We start from the raw sequence: 17943 nt of genomic DNA on the forward strand, positions 1-17943 counted from the left end.
CAACTCAAACCTAAAGATTTATCAATATCGTATTTTTAACCTCGACTTTTTTGTTAAAGTTGAAAATCAACACTTTTAAACTAATAATCTAACAATCTAATCAATGAAAAAAATACTATTCATATTCTGCATTTCTGGAGTTATGCTAAATTGTGGTACATCATCAAAAAAAAATGTTCCCTCTAATAAATCGACTCAAGTTTTAGTCGCAGACCCTGCCGAGTACGCGTCAACAATTACTTCAGACGAGCTAAAAACCATGCTTTACACATATGCTTCCGATGAATTCGAAGGCAGAAATACGGGTGAAAAAGGTCAGAAATTGGCGGTGGAATACTTAAAAGAACAATATCAAAATATGAATGTTCCTTCACCACTAGGCGGCGACGATTATTTTCAGGAAGTACCCTTAGAAAAGCAAAAAGTAGCACATGCAAAATTGAGTGTTAATGACAAAACTTTTGAAACTTTTGAACATCATTTGGTATTGGCCGTTTCAGAAAACATAAACCTTTCAGTTAATGATATCATTTATGTGGGTTATGGCATAGATGCAGAAAACTACTCCGATTATAAAAATTTAGAGGTAAAAGGCAAGATGGTTTTAGCTAAGGCTGGTGAACCTATGGATGCTAACGGCAACTATATAACTTCTGGCACAACGGAAAACACAAAATGGACAAACGGCCGCCAAGCCATATCTAGTAAAAGAGAAGCTGCCCGAAATAACGGAGCTAGTGGATTATTATTAATGGATGACGCTATGTTTGCTAGATATTCCTCTTATTTGAAGAGACAAGCGGAAGCAGATGAACCAGGACGTTTGTCATTAAAAAGTAATGAAGCTGGGATGACAATGATTATGATTAATGAAGAACTCGGTAAAGCTTTAAACCCAACTATTTTAGAAAACAGTACACCTAAAGTTCTGAATTCTAAAATGAATTTAGAGATTGAAAATAATTCTGAATCAATAACTTCTGAAAATGTGGTTGCACTAATTAAAGGTTCAGAAAAACCGAATGAAATTATAGTAATCTCTGCTCATTTAGATCATGAAGGTGTTAAAGATGGCCAGATTTACAACGGTGCTGACGATGATGGTTCTGGCACTGTTGCAATGTTAGAAATTGCAGAAGCTTTTAAAGCTGCAGAAAAAGCCGGTTATGGTCCAAAACGTTCTGTATTATTTCTGCATGTTACAGGAGAAGAAAAAGGCCTTTTAGGCTCTAGACATTATACTGACAATGATCCTATATTTCCATTAGAAGATACCGTTGCTGATCTAAATATTGATATGATAGGTAGAACTGATCCTAAACGTACAGAAGGCGACAGAAATTACATTTATTTAATTGGAAGTGATAAATTAAGTACAGACTTACACAATATTTCGGAAGCTGTAAACGAAAAATATACTAATATTGAGTTAGATTATACATTTAATGATGAAAATGATCCAAATCGTTTTTATTACAGATCTGACCATTACAATTTTGCCAAAAATAATATTCCGGTAATATTTTATTTTAATGGAACGCACGATGATTATCACAAACCAAGTGATACTGCCGATAAAATTGAATATGACCTATTAGAAAATCGAACACGATTAGTGTTTTATACGGCTTGGGAATTAGCCAACAGATCAGAAAGAATTATAGTTGACAAAGCTTCCAAATAGAATTTATAAGCCCATATATAAAAAGCCTTTCAACATAACTATTGAAAGGCTTTTTTAGTTTATCTGTTAAAAGTAAAACGACCGAAACATTTATAACTTCATGCCAAAACCAAATTGTATGACATGGTTATTTGCTTCTAATTGCTTAAAATCTTGATCGATTACATTTTTTACGCCATAAGACATACGTGCATCTATAAACAATTCATCTGTTATCATATATTCCAAACCTGCTACACCAGAAAAAGCAGCGGTTGAAAATAAATCGTTAGATTTCCATGTTTTTAAACTTACTTTAGGACCAACTCCTAACATTAAACGATCAGATAAAGAAAACCTTAGTAATACAGGTAAGTGGATGTAATCTGCTCTGAGTTCTTCGTCCTTGCCACCTTCTGCAGACCATTGCAATTCTAATAATAATGACATATTCTCAGATAATCCTAAATCTGCAAATCCGCCGAATGCAAAACCATTTCTATGTTGATTGTTAAAATCAGCATCAGGTTCAAAATCTAAATTAGATACATTAATTGCTCCTCTTACACCGTAAGAAACGTCTTGAGAAAGGCAAATAGTTGTAAAAGAAACGAGTAATAAAGTGAGTAATTTTTTTTTCATAATCTTCAATTTGAGATGGCGAAGATATATTAAATTCTAAAAATCATTATAAATTATTAGATTTTAATAGGTAAAAATCGGACATATAGCAGTTTTAGATCTGAAAGCTACAAACTCACACTCGAAACCGTTTCATAAAACATACTTTTAATAATACCATCTGAGAGTCCTATTTTTGGCACATAAACATCTTTTGCTCCACTCCATTTCATAGCAGATAGATAAATTCTCGTGGCAGGAATAATAACATCTGCTCTATCTTGATTTAAATTAAGCTTTGTAATGCGTTCCTCATAAGAATAATTCTGAAGCATCTTATAATAACTAGTTAAATAAAAGTATGTTAAAGGTTTTCCTATCGTTTTTCCAGAAATTTTAAAAATCTTGTTGATGTTTCCACCAGAACCTATCAATTCTATTTTATCATAATGTTTGGTGTTTACCTTAATCCAATTTTCCAGTTCTTGCCATGTTTCACTTTTCACAATATCGTTGAGCAATCTTACGGTACCAATTTTAAAAGATCTAGATTGTATTTTCTCCCCATTACGAATGATAGAAAATTCAGTACTTCCACCACCAACATCAACATATAAATATGTTTTATTAGGGTTGATAAACGATTGTAAGTCCGTTGCGGCAATTATAGCTGCTTCCTCCTCGCCATCAATAATTTCTATATTTATACCACAAGTTTCAAAAATTTTTTCGGTTAAAGGTGCACTATTCTTGGCTTCTCTCATTGCCGAAGTGGCACACGCTTTGTAACGCGTTACGCCGTGAGATTTTATGATGAGACTAAACGCTTTCATCGTATCCACCATGCGTTCTTGGTTATATTGAGAAATTTCCCCTTTTAAAAATACATCCGCTCCTAATCGAATTGGGACTCGGACTAATGAATTTTTTTTAAACACTACAGGCTCATCATCTAATTCGATAATGTTTGATATTAGTAACCTTACAGCATTTGAACCTATATCTATAGCTGCATATTTTTGTATTTTCAGCATATTTATCCTTCTAAATTATTTAAGTAATAGTTATACGTATCAAATTGAGCTCTAACCTTAGGGTTATCATTTCTACGGTAAGTATTGTCTTGTTTCTCGTTTATAACGCGAGCTTTTACATTATCGTTCCAACAAATATCATATAAATGCTGTAATTCTTGTTTTATATCTTCATCATAAATTGGGCAACTTACCTCTACTCTATTGTCAATATTTCTAGTCATCCAATCTGCCGAAGAAATGTAAATTTTAGGATTATTTTGATTCGAAAAAATATATAGTCTCGTATGTTCTAGAAATTTATCGATAATACTTATAATCTCAATATTCTCACTCATTCCTTTCACCCCTGGCACCAAACAACAAAGTCCTCTAACTATCATTTGTATTTTTACACCTGCTCTACTAGCTTCGTACAACTTATCTATCATTTTATAGCTACTAATGCTGTTCATTTTTAGCTTTATATACGCTGGTTTTCCTTTTTTTGCACTTTCAATTTCATTATCGATTAAAGTAAAAATCTTAGCCTTTGTATAATGTGGTGATGTAATGATGTGCTTGTAACGATTAACTTTATAATTCACCTCTAGAAAATCGAACACTTTGTTAAGATCTTTTAGAATTTTAGAATTAGCGGTAATCAAAGTAAAGTCTGTATAAATTTTTGCGGTAGATTCATTGAAGTTTCCTGTACTTACAAATCCGTATCGTACCATTTTATCATTTTCTTCGCGTTCTATCACACACATTTTACAGTGCACTTTTAAACCTGTGACTCCAAATAGCATCTTAATGCCTTCATTTTGCATTTGCTCGGCATAATTAATATTTGCCGCCTCATCAAAACGGGCTCTAAGTTCAATGGAAACCGTTACTTTTTTACCGTTTTTAGCCGCATTGATTAAAGAGCTTGCCACATGCGAAATTTGAGCAAGTCTATAAATTGTTATTTTTATAGATTTAACCTGCGGATCTAAAGCGGCTTCTCTTAAAAATTTCACGATATAAGAAAACGTATGATAAGGTGTATAGACTAAATAATCTTTTTTAGCAATAGTCTTAAAAATACTCTCTTCCAAGCTCAGCCCTCTTACAGGTAGAGGTTTAATTTTGTTATACAGCAAATCTGTTCTTCCTAAGCTCGGGAAATTCATATAATCTCTACGATTATGATACCGACCACCAGGAATAATACTTTCTTTTTCATCAATTGACATTCGTTTTAATAAAAATTCTAAAGTAGATTTTTCTATGTTTTTATCATATACAAAACGTACTGGAGCTCCACTTTGTCGGTCTTTTACGCTTTCTGAAAGTTTGTCTACAAAACTCTTACTAAGATCGCTATCGAAATCTAATTCCCCATCTCTTGTAATTTTAATCATATTAGCGCTAATATGCTCATAATTAAAGATATTGAAGATTTCATCCAAACAGTATCTTAAGATATCGTCAACCATAATTATATAGCTATTTTTACCTTTACCAGGTAACACGATAAACCGATCCATAGTAGAGGAAATTTCTATCAATGCTATTTGATTTTTCTTTTTAGAATTAGACATCGTTACACTTAAATAAGCTGAAATGTCTTGTAGTTCTGGTAAAGCAACATCTTCATTAAGCATTATTACCACTAAAGCTGGACTAATTTCTTGATAAAAATAATTCATGATGAAATCATGATGATCCTTATCTATTTCCGTTTCATTAACGATGTATATATTCTCGTTTTCTAACTCTTTATCAATCTCATCTAAAATCTCTAAACTATACGTCTGTTGTTCTATAACAATTTTAGTAATTTCTTCTAAGAGATCACCAGCTTTTATGCCACCTAATTCACTTTTACCGCCTTTACCTGCTTCATAAATTCGTTTTACCGTTGCATATCTAACCTTAAAAAATTCATCTAGATTATTTGAAAAAATTCCTAAAAAACGCAAACGTTCAATTAACGGAACATTTTTATCTGCAGCTTCTTGTAAGACGCGTTCATTAAATTTTAACCAACTTAATTCTCTATTTATATAGCTATTTTTATCTTTAGTCATTATTTTAATTCCTTTGGAATAATTAAAAATTCTGTTGTTCCTTGTTTTAAATCTTTCCAATTATCGATATCTACATTGATTTTCACCAAACCGCTTGTAGGAAGATTATCAATATAAGTGTCTCCAAATATATTAGAAATTGATGTGAATGCATGATTATGACCAAAAATCATAACCTCATCTATAGAGTTATTCAAATTTTTAATAAAATTAATAACACTTTCACCATTGAAATCATACAAATCATCAACGACTGTAATTTTATCCTTGGAAATATTTAATGCATTTATAAAAATTTCACACGTTGTCAACGCTCTAATTGCAGGACTGGAAAAAATTATTTTAGGGGTACTATGTTTTGCATTAAACTGATTAGCAACCAACTTCGCGTCATTTCGTCCTCTAGTTTTCAATGGTCTTTCTTTATCTGTTACATTATGTGTCCAGGATGATTTACCATGTCTCATTAATATAATACTTTTCATATAATTTCGATTAAATGCATTTTTTTTCGACAAAATGTTGCATATTTCCGTTTTAACGATTAAATTGCCGCTTTAACGCTTATGTTTGTGAATGATTTTTGTTATAAGTTCTTTTGTTACGTAAAATTAATGTAAATGACCCCAAGTTAAAAATATATTAATAATCCATTTTAGTGTACGTTCACTAAAAATTCCCTCCCTCTAAATATTTTGATTAGGCTGTTAAACGACAAGTGTTTACCTTTAATTAATGTATTTAATTATCGGAAAATAACATCGCAAAGCGACCCTAAATTTTGTTAATCAATTTTTAAGTATGAAAACAATTATTACTATCATTATTTTTGGACTGAGCTTACTGGCTTCTTATGGACAAGAATTAAAGCTATCGGTTATTGAAAATTCAGACGAACCCAATACAGCCTCCGAACATTTCTATTTAGTCAACGTTACTAATACCAGTTCCAAATCCGCACCGTTTTCCTTAGCTACAACCAACACACCTTGCAGTAAGGGTAAATCAATTCAAACTGATTTTTCACATCAAGTTTTGGATAACAAAAAAGCAAGACAACCCAACGGATTAAATATAAATTCTGGTCAATCCGTTAAAGTATACATTAAACTTATGCGATCAAAAACTGCAAGATTAAATTCATGGAATTGTACTGAGGTAACAGCGATATCAAGTGAAGGTAGACCAATTAGCAATACCATTACAATTGAATCATTTATACCAGATCCAAAAGATTTCAACTAATCCTACTTAAAATATAAACTAAACTTTCGGGTTTATGAAAAAAACTACTCAATTCTTCCATTTACACAAGATTTTTCTAGGGTTTGCTCTAGTTTTAAGTTTTGCTTCATTTGCACAAGTACAGAAAGCTTTTGCGCCTCGATTTAACCAAACGGTTAAGGGAGATGTTACTATTATAGCTAACAATATCATTTCTAGAACTTCTACTGGAAATTATACAGGTGCCAGTGGAAATCATAATTTTAACAACAATGTTTATGTAGACATTGATGCTGATAATTCTACCTTTAATTCTAGTAGTGCCAACTTCACTAATCCAGAACCTCAATTAGCATGTTTAAGTATTAGAAAGGCTTATTTATATTGGGCCGCTGCCGACTTAGAGCCTGGATATTTGAACTCTGATAATAATGCCAATTGGAATTACAACAATGTTAAGCTAATGCTTCCTGGTCAGACAAGTTATAACACAATTACAGCAGATGAAGTTATTTTTAGAGGAAGAAACACGCATTTTAGTAATGATCCCTATATCTGTGTTAAGGATATAACTAGCGATTTATTAAATATTTCAAACCCTTATGGAAAATATCAGGTTGCAAATATCGAAGCAAAAACTGGTAGTTTAATAGGCCACGGTGGCGGTAACACTGGTACTTCTGGCGGTTGGCAAATTGTTTTTGTATATGAAAGCCCAAACTTACCTTCTAAAAATGTCAGTCTTTTTGATGGTTATGCCCATATCAGTAATGGTATTTCGGGTATTGATAAAGATTTTGATATTAATTTCAATGGATTTCAAACAATTTCTTCTGGTCCAGTAAATGCAAAATTTGTAATTGGAGCATTAGAAGGCGATAGAGATTTATCTGGTGATAGATTACAGATTAGAAATAGATTCGGAAACTTTGTAGATCTAAGTGCTCCTAATCGAAGTTCTAGCAATTTTTTTAATAGTCGTATCACAGTCGGCAATTCTAATTTTACAGATAGAAACCCTGCAAGTACTAATACACTTGGTTTTGATGCTGCTGTTTTTGAATTAAATAATGGAGGTGCATTCAATTCAATAATTGGTAACAGCCAGACCTCAGCTCAGATTAGACTTACTTCAAACCAAGAAACATATGGCTTATATTTATTAGGGTTATCCATAGATGTTTGGGCTCCTGATATGAATCCAATAGAAATGGTTTTAAATACTGGCGGTAACTCTATTAATCCAGATTCAACCATCGGTGTAAATTTCAACTTACAAAACTTGGGTAACGATAATGCGGTTAATTTTGAGATTTCAACCCTTCTTCCTCCGCAGTTAGAATTTCTGCCAGGCAATTTACCGAATGGAATTACCTATACGTTAGATAATGATTCTAATGAACTAACCTTTTTTATTGCAGATGGTTTACTAAGCGTAGGAAGTCCTCTAATTGATGTAGATTTTGAATTTAAAGTTAAAGATGAATGCTACTTTCTAGAAGATGGTTGTGCGTTATCGTATCCATTCCAATTTAATGCCACCTACAATGGGGTCTTAAATCCTTCTGATTTTAGCACACTAAGTTCGGCTACAATTAATGATTGTAATGTCGGAATTTTAGATCCAACAGTTATAACCTTTAATCAACCGTCGGAGGCAATATGGGCAACACCTATCAATGAATTAGATAGAGCATTAAATTGCGATGATACTGATGCGCTTGCATTAGCACAGAGTTTATCTCCTGAAACTGATAAGTGTGATTTTACCTATACAAAAGTAACTGGAGACTTTGTTCCAGATGAAAATTGTCAGAGTACAGGTACGTACACTAATACTTGGGTATTTACTGACGCTTGTGGTAGAACAAGCTCAGAATATGTACAAGTTATTACAATCGGTAATCCAAATGGACCAGATTTTAATGAGGTTCTACCAGAAAGTATTACGGTGCAATGTGATAATATTCCTGAAGCCACAATACTTACTGCCTCAGCACTATGCGGTGAAACGTCTCTTACTTATAATGAAACAAGAGCAAACGGAAATTGTTCAAATCAATTTACTTTAACACGTGTTTGGACAGCCACTGATGATTGTAATAATACAAATAAACATATACAAGTTATAACTGTTGAAGACACCACTCCACCAACATTAACCATTCCTAGCGATGTAAAAGTGGAATGCGGAACGAGTTTAGAACCTGCCGATATTGGAAACGCAACAGCTACTGATGCTTGTGGTGAGGTAACACTTACTTTTAACGATGTCTCAACTGCTACTTGTGGAAGCACAGAAATAGTAACAAGAACATGGACGGCAACTGATGCTTGTGGCAATGTGGCTTCTGCCGATCAAATAATTTCAACGGAAGATACCACTCCACCAACATTAACCATTCCTGGCGATGTAAAAGTGGAATGCGGAACGAGTTTAGAACCTGCCGATATTGGAAACGCAACAGCTACTGATGCTTGTGGTGAGGTAACAATTACTTTTAACGATGTCTCAACTGCTACTTGTGGAAGCACAGAAATAGTAACCAGAACATGGACGGCAACTGATGCTTGTGGCAATGTAGCTTCTGCCATTCAAATAATTTCAACGGAGGACACCACTCCACCAACATTAGCCATTCCTAGCGATGTAAAAGTGGAATGCGGAACGAGTTTAGATCCTGCCGATATTGGCAATGCAACAGCGACCGATGCTTGTGGTGAGGTAACAATTACTTTTAACGATGTCTCAACTGCTACTTGTGGAAGCACAGAAATAGTAACCAGAACATGGACAGCAACTGATGCTTGTGGTAATGTAGCTTCTGCCGATCAAATAATTTCAACGGAGGACACCACTCCTCCAACATTAACCATTCCTAGCGATGTAAAAGTGGAATGCGGAACGAGTTTAGATCCTGCCGATATTGGCAACGCAACAGCTACCGATGCTTGTGGTGAAGTAACAATAACTTTTAACGATGTCTCAAATGCTGCTTGTGGAACCACAGAAATTGTAACTAGAACATGGACAGCAACTGATACTTGTGGCAATGTAGCTTCTGCCGATCAAATAATTTCAACGGAGGACATCACTCCACCAACATTAACCATTCCTAGCGATGTAAAAGTGGAATGCGGAACGAGTTTAGATCCTGCCGATATCGGAAACGCAACAGCGACCGATGCTTGTGGCGAAGTAACAATAACTTTTAACGATGTCTCAACTGTTGCATGTGGAACCACAGAAATCGTGACAAGAACATGGACGGCAACTGACGCTTGTGGCAATGTAGCTTCTGCCGATCAAATAATTACAACGGAAGATACTACTGCTCCTACTTTTACGGTTCCGGCTGACATTACTATTGCGTGTGATGTCGATGCAACAGACCTTACATTAACAGGTGATGTAACGGACGAATCTGATAATTGTTCTTCTAACCTCAATGCTATTTTTACGGATAGTGTGGCAGATGGAACTTGTCCAAATAATTCAGTAATAACAAGAACTTGGTCCTTAACAGACCAATGTGATAATTCTACAACATTTGTTCAAACCATAACAGTTCAAGATATCTCAGCGCCGATTATTGACGATTCAGGAGTTTCAAATATCGATATTCAGTGTGGAATTACTCTTGACGGAACACTAGAAAATTGGCTAGCTAATAATGCGGGAGCAACTGCTTCTGATAATTGTGGCACTATAACTTGGACTAATGATTTTGGAGCTAATACAAATTTAAATTGCAGCGACGGAGCAATTGTAGTCACCTTTACAGCAACTGATAGTTGTGGTAATGCAGATACATTTACAGCAACCTATTCTATTATAGATACAAATGCACCTGTATTAACTGTGCCTAACGATATCACTGTTGAATGTGATGAAACTACCGATACCACGAATACGGGAATGGCTACAGCAGTAGATGATTGTGCTGCAGTAAGTGTTTCCTTTACAGATTCCGAAGTTGAAGCTTGTGGAAATACCAAAACCATTACAAGAAACTGGTCAGCAACCGATGCTTGTGGGAACTCAGTTTCTGAAGATCAAATTATAACTGTTAAAGACACAAAGAATCCTACTTTTACAGTCCCTGCCGATATTACTATTGAATGTGATGTAGATGTTACCAATCTAGCTCTCACAGGTGATGTAACGGATGAAGCTGATAATTGCGCTACCGATCTAGATGCTACTTTTACAGATAGTATTGCTGATGGAATTTGTTCAGGATCTTCTATAATTACTAGAACTTGGTCCTTAACAGACGATTGTGATAATACTACAACCAATGTTCAAACTATAATAATTCAAGATACCACACCACCAACGTTTTCTGTGCCTGCCGATATCACTATAGCATGTGATGTAGATGCTACGGATTTATCATTAACAGGTGATGTAACTGATGAAGCGGATAGCTGTTCGTCTAATCTCGAAGCTGTTTTTACGGATAGTGTTGCTGACGGAACTTGTCCAGGCGCTTCTATTATAACAAGAACTTGGTCCCTAACAGACGATTGTGATAATACCACCACATCTATCCAAACGATTACTATACAAGACACAGCACCACCAATGATTGATGAAACAACTGTTGAGAATATTAATATAGAATGTGGTATAGATCCAAAGGAAACACTAGAACTTTGGCTTAATAATAACGCCGGAGCAACAGCAACTGATTCTTGCGGAGATGTTACTTGGACTAACGACTTTGGATTTAATACAGATATTGATTGTGATAATAGTGCTATTATAGTAAGATTCACGGCGACTGACGAGTGTGGAAACTCAGCTACCGTAGCTGCTAGCTACTCAATTAGTGATACTCTTCCCCCGACATTAACGGTGCCAACTGATGTCACTATTGAATGTAATGAATCTACTGACCCAACATTTACAGGAACTGCTATAGCGGTAGATGATTGTGCTGCGCCAAATATTTCGTTTACCGATTCTGAAGTCGAAGCTTGTGGAAACACAAAAACAATAACACGAACATGGACCGCAATTGATGTATGTGGTAATTCCGTTTCTGAAGACCAAATTATAACCGTTCAAGATACCACACCTCCAACATTCTCAGTACCTGCTGACATTACTCTAGAGTGCGATGTAGATGCTACAGATCTTACTATTACAGGTGATGTAACTGATGAAGCCGATAACTGTTCGGCTAACTTAGATGCTGTTTTTACTGACAGTCTTGCTGAAGGAACTTGTCCGGGTGCTTCTATTATAACAAGAACTTGGTCCTTAACAGACGATTGTGATAATACTACAACGTTTGTACAAACTATTACAGTTCAAGATACCACTCCTCCAACATTCTCAGTGCCTGCTGACATTACTCTTGAGTGCGATGCAGATGCTACAGATCTTACTATTACAGGTGATGTAAATGACGAAGCCGATAACTGTTCGGCTAACTTAGAAGCTGTTTTTTCTGATAGTCTTGCTGAAGGAACTTGTCCGGGTGCTTCTATTATAACAAGAACTTGGTCCTTAACAGACGATTGTGATAATACCACAACGTTTGTACAAACTATTACAGTTCAAGATACCACACCTCCAACATTCTCAGTACCTGCTGATATTACTCTTGAGTGCGATGTGGATGTTACAGATCTTACTATTACGGGTAATGTTACTGATGAAGCCGATAACTGTTCGTCTAATCTAGAAGCTGTTTTTACTGATAGTGTTACTGACGGAACTTGTCCAGGTTCTTCTATTATAACAAGAACATGGACATTAACGGATGATTGTGATAATACCACAACCTTAATGCAAACTATTACAGTTCAAGATACCACACCTCCAACATTCTCAGTGCCTGCTGATATTACTCTTGAGTGCGATGTGGATGTTACAGATCTTACTATTACGGGTGATGTTACTGATGAAGCCGATAACTGTTCGGCTAACTTAGATGCTGTTTTTACTGATAGTGTTACTGACGGAACTTGTCCAGGTTCTTCTATTATAACAAGAACATGGACATTAACAGATGATTGTGATAATACCACAACCTTGATGCAAACTATTACAGTTCAAGATACCACACCTCCAACATTCTCAGTGCCTGCTGATATTACTCTTGAGTGCGATGTGGATGTTACAGATCTTACTATTACGGGTGATGTTACTGATGAAGCCGATAACTGTTCGGCTAACTTAGATGCTGTTTTTACTGATAGTGTTACTGACGGAACTTGTCCAGGTGCTTCTATTATAACAAGAACATGGACATTAACGGATGATTGTGATAATACCACAACCTTGATGCAAACTATTACAGTTCAGGATACAACGGCACCATTAATCGATAATACCACTCTAGAAAATATTAATATTGAATGTGCGAGTTCTGCCGACGGAACTCTAGAAAGTTGGTTAGCAAATAACGCTGGAGCCACTGCGACTGATAATTGTGGTTTAGTAACTTGGACTAACAATTACGATTCTAACACAAATTTAAATTGTGAAGACGGTGGCATTTCAGTCATATTTACGGCAACCGATGACTGTGGAAATAGTTCTACGGTTTCAGCAACATATTCTGTAATAGATACGGTAGCACCAATTCTTACAGTTCCTTCGGATATTACTATTGAATGTAACCAAAGTATCGATCCATCAATTACAGGAATGGCTTCAGCTGAAGATGAATGCGCTGAGACTGATATAACCTATGAAGACTCTGAAGAAATTACTTGTGGAAACGCAAAGTCAATTACTAGAACTTGGACTGCAACGGATACATGTGGCAATACGGTATCAGTAAATCAAATAATCAATGTTCAAGATACCACTGCCCCAACGTTTACTGTGCCCCAAGATTTAACAATAGAATGCAATGGTGATACGCAAGATTTGAATATAACGGGTGATGTAACTGATGAATCTGATAATTGTTCAACTGATCTAAATGCTACATTTACAGATAATATAATAGATGGTAATTGTCCAGGTGAATTTATGATTACAAGAACTTGGTCATTAACCGACGATTGTAACAATACCACCACGCTGGTACAAACCATAACTGTTCAAGATACAGCGGCTCCTGTTTTTAATGAAATGTTACCATCAGATATTGATGCTGAATGCGATGCTATACCAGCTGCAGACACTTTAACAGCAACGGATAGCTGTGGTACGGTTGAGGTTACTTTTGAAGAAGAAACTATCAATGGGTTATGTCTTGGAGATTATATTATTCAGCGTACTTGGAAAACTGAAGATAGTTGTGGAAATTTAGCTGAGCATACACAATTAATTACGGTACAAGATACTACGGCACCAGCGTTGGTATCTCCATTAGAAGAAAATATTGTAGTAGCTTGTGATGGTATTCCTGAAAAACCAAGTTTAGTATTTGAAGATTCTTGTTCTAACGATATCACCGTTACTTATAATGAAACGTCAACGCAAACGAACATTTCTGAAGACTACAACATTACAAGAGTTTGGACCGTTACAGATGATTGTGGAAACACAGCTGATTATACACAAAATATTAGTGTAGAGCTTAACAATGTAATAAACGTAGAAGACGGTTTCCGTTGTGTACTAGATATTGAATTTGATTTATTCGAATTGTTGTCTGGTAATTATAATAGGGATGGCAGTTGGAGTGTTATTGGTGGAGATACAACTCTAAACGGAAGTTCTTTCGATCCATCTACTGCAGAAGTAGGAGAATATACATTTTTGTATGCTATTACAGACGGACCTTGCCCAACAGAAGTTGAAGTCAATGTTACTATTGATGATGATTGCTTAGTATTACCATGTAGTTCTGTAGATAATATTCTTATTTCTAAAACGGTAACGGCTAATGGTGATAATGTAAATGATTATTTTACCGTACAATCTATTGAGGAATGTGGTTTTGTAATAGAATTACAGATATTCAATCGATGGGGTGCAGAAATATATAAATCTAACAATTACCAAAATGATTGGAATGGAGAAGCTCATAGTTCTTCAATAGGAAGTTCAGGTAAAGTCCCAACTGGTACCTATTATTATATAATTAATGTGAAAAATAGTGGATTGGCACCATTCACAGGTCCTATTTACGTAGCAACAAATTAAAACTTAACCAATGAAGTTATCAAAAATTACAAGCGTTGTGATTCTCTTATTGAGTATGTCAACTGCATTTTCGCAGCAGTTACCTCAATTTACACAATACATGTTTAATACAATTTCTATAAACCCAGCCTATGCTGGTAGTAGAGAAACCTTAAGTATTGTAGGTTTACATAGAAGTCAATGGGTGGGTTTAGAAGGAGGTCCCGAAACCCAAACCTTATCGGTCCATACACCACTAAGAAACGAAAACATGGGTTTAGGAATTTCCTTTATCAATGACAAATTAGGCTATGAAAATTTTTCATACCTCTATGCCGATTACTCTTATACTATAAAAGCAACTGAAAGTATCAAATTAGCCTTTGGTTTAAAAGCTGGAATGACGCACTACTTCTTAGATGAAGAATTACTAACCGACCCAAGTGTTGTTGGAGATCAATTTTTTAATGATGTCTCCAATCGATGGAGTCCCAACATTGGTGCTGGTTTGTATTTACATTCATCGCGTTGGTATGCAGGCCTGTCGGTTCCAAGAATTCTAAATACTGACTATAATAAAGGACGTGAAGGTACTTTAGATTATGTAGCACTAGAGCGTATTAGTTACTATATTACTGGTGGATATGTTGTTGACCTCAGTGCTAATACAAAATTAAAACCTTCTGTTTTATTAAAAGCAACTAATGGAGCACCACTTTCTTTTGATGTGTCAGCAAATTTTCTATTTAATGAAACATTATGGCTCGGAGCCGCTTATAGAGCTAACGAACATGCAGCAGCGCTTGGTGGTATTGCCGATTTTCAAATATCAAAGCAATTTAGAATTGGTTATGCTTATGAATACCCACTTTCAGATATCGCCCCTTACACGAGCGGTACACATGAGATACTACTCATGTTTGAAGTGTTTAAAAGCAAACGAATTAAATCACCAAGATATTTTTAAATAGAACCTAATTATATTTCGGACATGCTCAGAATTTATTCAAATATTTAAAAATACAAGTCTCGAAAAATAACGTGATGACCTTTGACTAACAATAAATCTAAACACATGAAAATAAAAATTTTAGCGCTTGTTCTAATTTTATTCAGTTCGTTGTCTTTTGCTCAAACGAAACTGGCCGATAAATTTTTTGAGAATTTTGGCTATGTTAAGGCTATAGAATTATATGAAAAAGTGGTTGAAAAAGGAAATGCAGACGTCCATGTTCTAACCCGTTTAGGAGATGCCAACTACAATAATTCCAATTCCGAACAAGCGGTGTACTGGTATAAAAAAGCCTTAGAGGAACATAAAGATATTGAAGCGGAATATATATACAAATACATTCAGTCACTTAGAAGTGTCGGCGATTACGACGAAGCGGATAAATGGTTTAAAAAATTACGTGAAGCCCAACAAGGAGATAGCAGATTAAAAGGCTATAACCCAGATAATGTTGATATTTTTGAAAAACTTACTTCGAAAAATGAAGAGCTTGTAGTGACTATTGAAAACGTATCATTTAATTCTGAAAATTCAGATTTTGGTTCTTACATGTATAATAATACGTTATATTTTGCCTCTGCACGAGGTGATGACAATAAAGTTTATAGTTGGAATAAAGAGCCTTTTCTAGACATTTTCCAGATTGAAGTTACTGAGAATGAAACAGAGGATACACTTTCTTATGGGTCTCCTATTGAGATTAATTCTGAAAATATAAATACAGACTATCATGAAGCATCAATAGCTATTACCTCCGATGGTAAAACATTGTACTTTACAAGAGATAATATTAATAAACGTAATAGGTTAAATTATGATAAAGAAGGAACTACCCATCTTAAAATATATAGAGCGACGCGTGACGGTGAAACTTGGTCTAATATAGAAGAATTACCATTTAACGATGAGGTGTTTTCCACCGGTCATCCTGTTTTGAGTTTAGATAACAAAACCTTATATGTGGTTTCTGATCGTGATGGAGGCATTGGTCAAACTGATATATATTCGGTGGCCATTTATGAGGACGGTTCTTACGGCACACCGGTTAATTTAGGTGAAAATATAAACACTGAAGGTCGTGAAATGTTTCCATATGTGGCTAAAGATAGTACGTTCTATTTTTCTTCAGATGGTCATTTAAATTTAGGATTATTAGATATTTTTAAATCAAACATTTTAAAGGAAGAAACCATTACAGAACCAGAAAATATTGGAGCTCCTTTTAATAGTGGATATGATGATTTCGCTTATTTTATAGATAGTGAAACTAAAAAAGGTTTTTTCTCTTCTAACCGACCAGACGGAAAAGGTGGAGATGATATCTATAGTTTTAATATTACCGAATGTAACCAACAAATTACAGGCGTTGCTACAGAAGACGGTACCGGGATTATTTTAAGCAACGTTACGGTACAATTCATTGACGAAACAGGCAAAATTATCGCAGAAGTTGTAACCTTAGAAGATGGATCTTATACATTTGATGTTGAATGCAACACAACTTATACCATTCTAGGAACTAAACCAGATTATAAAGAGGACCAACATACAATAACTACATCAAAAGAGAACAATAAAATTAATAAGGTTGATTTAGTTTTGAAGCCTTTAATTATAGACAGCCAGATTATAATAAATCCAATATTCTTTGACTTTGATAAATCTGCTATTAGAACAGATGCTCAGTACGAATTAGAAAACATTATTGACGTACTACGTAAGCACCCTGAAATGATTATTAGAATTGAATCTCATACCGATAGTAGAGGACGTGATAAATACAATTTTAAGTTATCAAATAGGCGTGCAAAATCAACAGCGGAATATATTATCTCTAGAGGTATTGATACTAGTAGAATAGTAAGCGCTGAAGGTTTTGGTGAGACACAATTATTAAATAAATGTGCTAACGGTGTAGAATGTACCGAGGAAGAACACCAACTTAATAGAAGGTCTTATTTCTATATAGTTAAAGGAGATAAAAAAAGAGAATAGATACTCCAACAAAATTTAGATGAAAGAGCAAGCATGTAATGAGCTTGCTTTTTTTTTTGCTTCTTAGCGTATTCCAAAACACATTAATAAATGTTGAATATAATTTCTATAGACGACTACCAATCGTATCAATAAATAATGTAGTGCCTATAATAAACCATGATTAGATCCTCTTAATAAATTCAATTATTAGAATCAATAACTAATTTTCAATTTCAGTTATAGACGTATGAAAATTAAAA

9 protein-coding genes are annotated in these 17943 nt (G+C 34.7%); 5 read left to right on the forward strand and 4 right to left on the reverse strand.

Features of this window, described 5'->3' with window-relative positions:
* Window positions 1–103 precede the first annotated feature (103 nt).
* A complete protein-coding gene (locus tag QMA06_RS05070) occupies window positions 104–1684 on the forward strand; it encodes a M28 family peptidase (protein ID WP_290205790.1) in 1581 nt (526 codons plus the stop codon).
* A gap of 90 nt (window positions 1685–1774) precedes the next feature.
* On the opposite strand, the gene QMA06_RS05075 is transcribed toward QMA06_RS05070, so the two are convergent.
* From QMA06_RS05075 to QMA06_RS05090, 4 genes are all read right to left on the reverse strand, one after another.
* Entirely contained in the window at window positions 1775–2305 is a 531-nt protein-coding gene (locus QMA06_RS05075) for a porin family protein (RefSeq protein ID WP_290205791.1), read from the reverse strand.
* A gap of 107 nt (window positions 2306–2412) precedes the next feature.
* On the reverse strand, window positions 2413–3318 hold the full coding sequence (locus tag QMA06_RS05080) for a Ppx/GppA phosphatase family protein (protein WP_290205792.1): 906 nt from the start codon (window positions 3316–3318) through the stop codon (window positions 2413–2415).
* Between the two features lie 2 nt (window positions 3319–3320).
* Window positions 3321–5375, reverse strand: coding sequence for a polyphosphate kinase 1 (ppk1, locus tag QMA06_RS05085; RefSeq protein ID WP_290205793.1), 2055 nt, complete (start codon window positions 5373–5375; stop codon window positions 3321–3323).
* Window positions 5375–5860, reverse strand: coding sequence for a SixA phosphatase family protein (locus QMA06_RS05090; RefSeq protein ID WP_290205794.1), 486 nt, complete (start codon window positions 5858–5860; stop codon window positions 5375–5377). The genes ppk1 and QMA06_RS05090 overlap by 1 nt, the downstream gene beginning before the upstream one ends.
* A 316-nt stretch (window positions 5861–6176) precedes the next feature.
* On the opposite strand from QMA06_RS05090, the gene QMA06_RS05095 reads away from it, so the two are divergent.
* The 4 genes from QMA06_RS05095 to QMA06_RS05110 all read left to right on the forward strand — a co-directional run bounded on the left by QMA06_RS05095 (window position 6177) and on the right by QMA06_RS05110 (window position 17701).
* Window positions 6177–6620 (forward strand): hypothetical protein, encoded by a 444-nt coding sequence (locus QMA06_RS05095; RefSeq protein WP_290205795.1) that lies wholly within the window; start codon window positions 6177–6179, stop codon window positions 6618–6620.
* A 34-nt stretch (window positions 6621–6654) separates the two neighbouring features.
* Window positions 6655–14715, forward strand: a complete 8061-nt coding sequence (locus QMA06_RS05100; RefSeq protein ID WP_290205796.1) for a T9SS type B sorting domain-containing protein — start codon at window positions 6655–6657, stop codon at window positions 14713–14715.
* A gap of 10 nt (window positions 14716–14725) precedes the next feature.
* The gene (locus QMA06_RS05105) at window positions 14726–15661 is read left to right on the forward strand and encodes a PorP/SprF family type IX secretion system membrane protein (RefSeq protein WP_290205797.1); all 936 of its coding nucleotides are present in this window, start codon (window positions 14726–14728) and stop codon (window positions 15659–15661) included.
* Between the two features lie 108 nt (window positions 15662–15769).
* Window positions 15770–17701, forward strand: coding sequence for an OmpA family protein (locus tag QMA06_RS05110; protein WP_290205798.1), 1932 nt, complete (start codon window positions 15770–15772; stop codon window positions 17699–17701).
* Window positions 17702–17943: the final 242 nt, after the last annotated feature.

The sequence above is a fragment of the Winogradskyella bathintestinalis genome, from assembly GCF_030407435.1.
Lineage (GTDB): Bacteria > Bacteroidota > Bacteroidia > Flavobacteriales > Flavobacteriaceae > Winogradskyella > Winogradskyella bathintestinalis.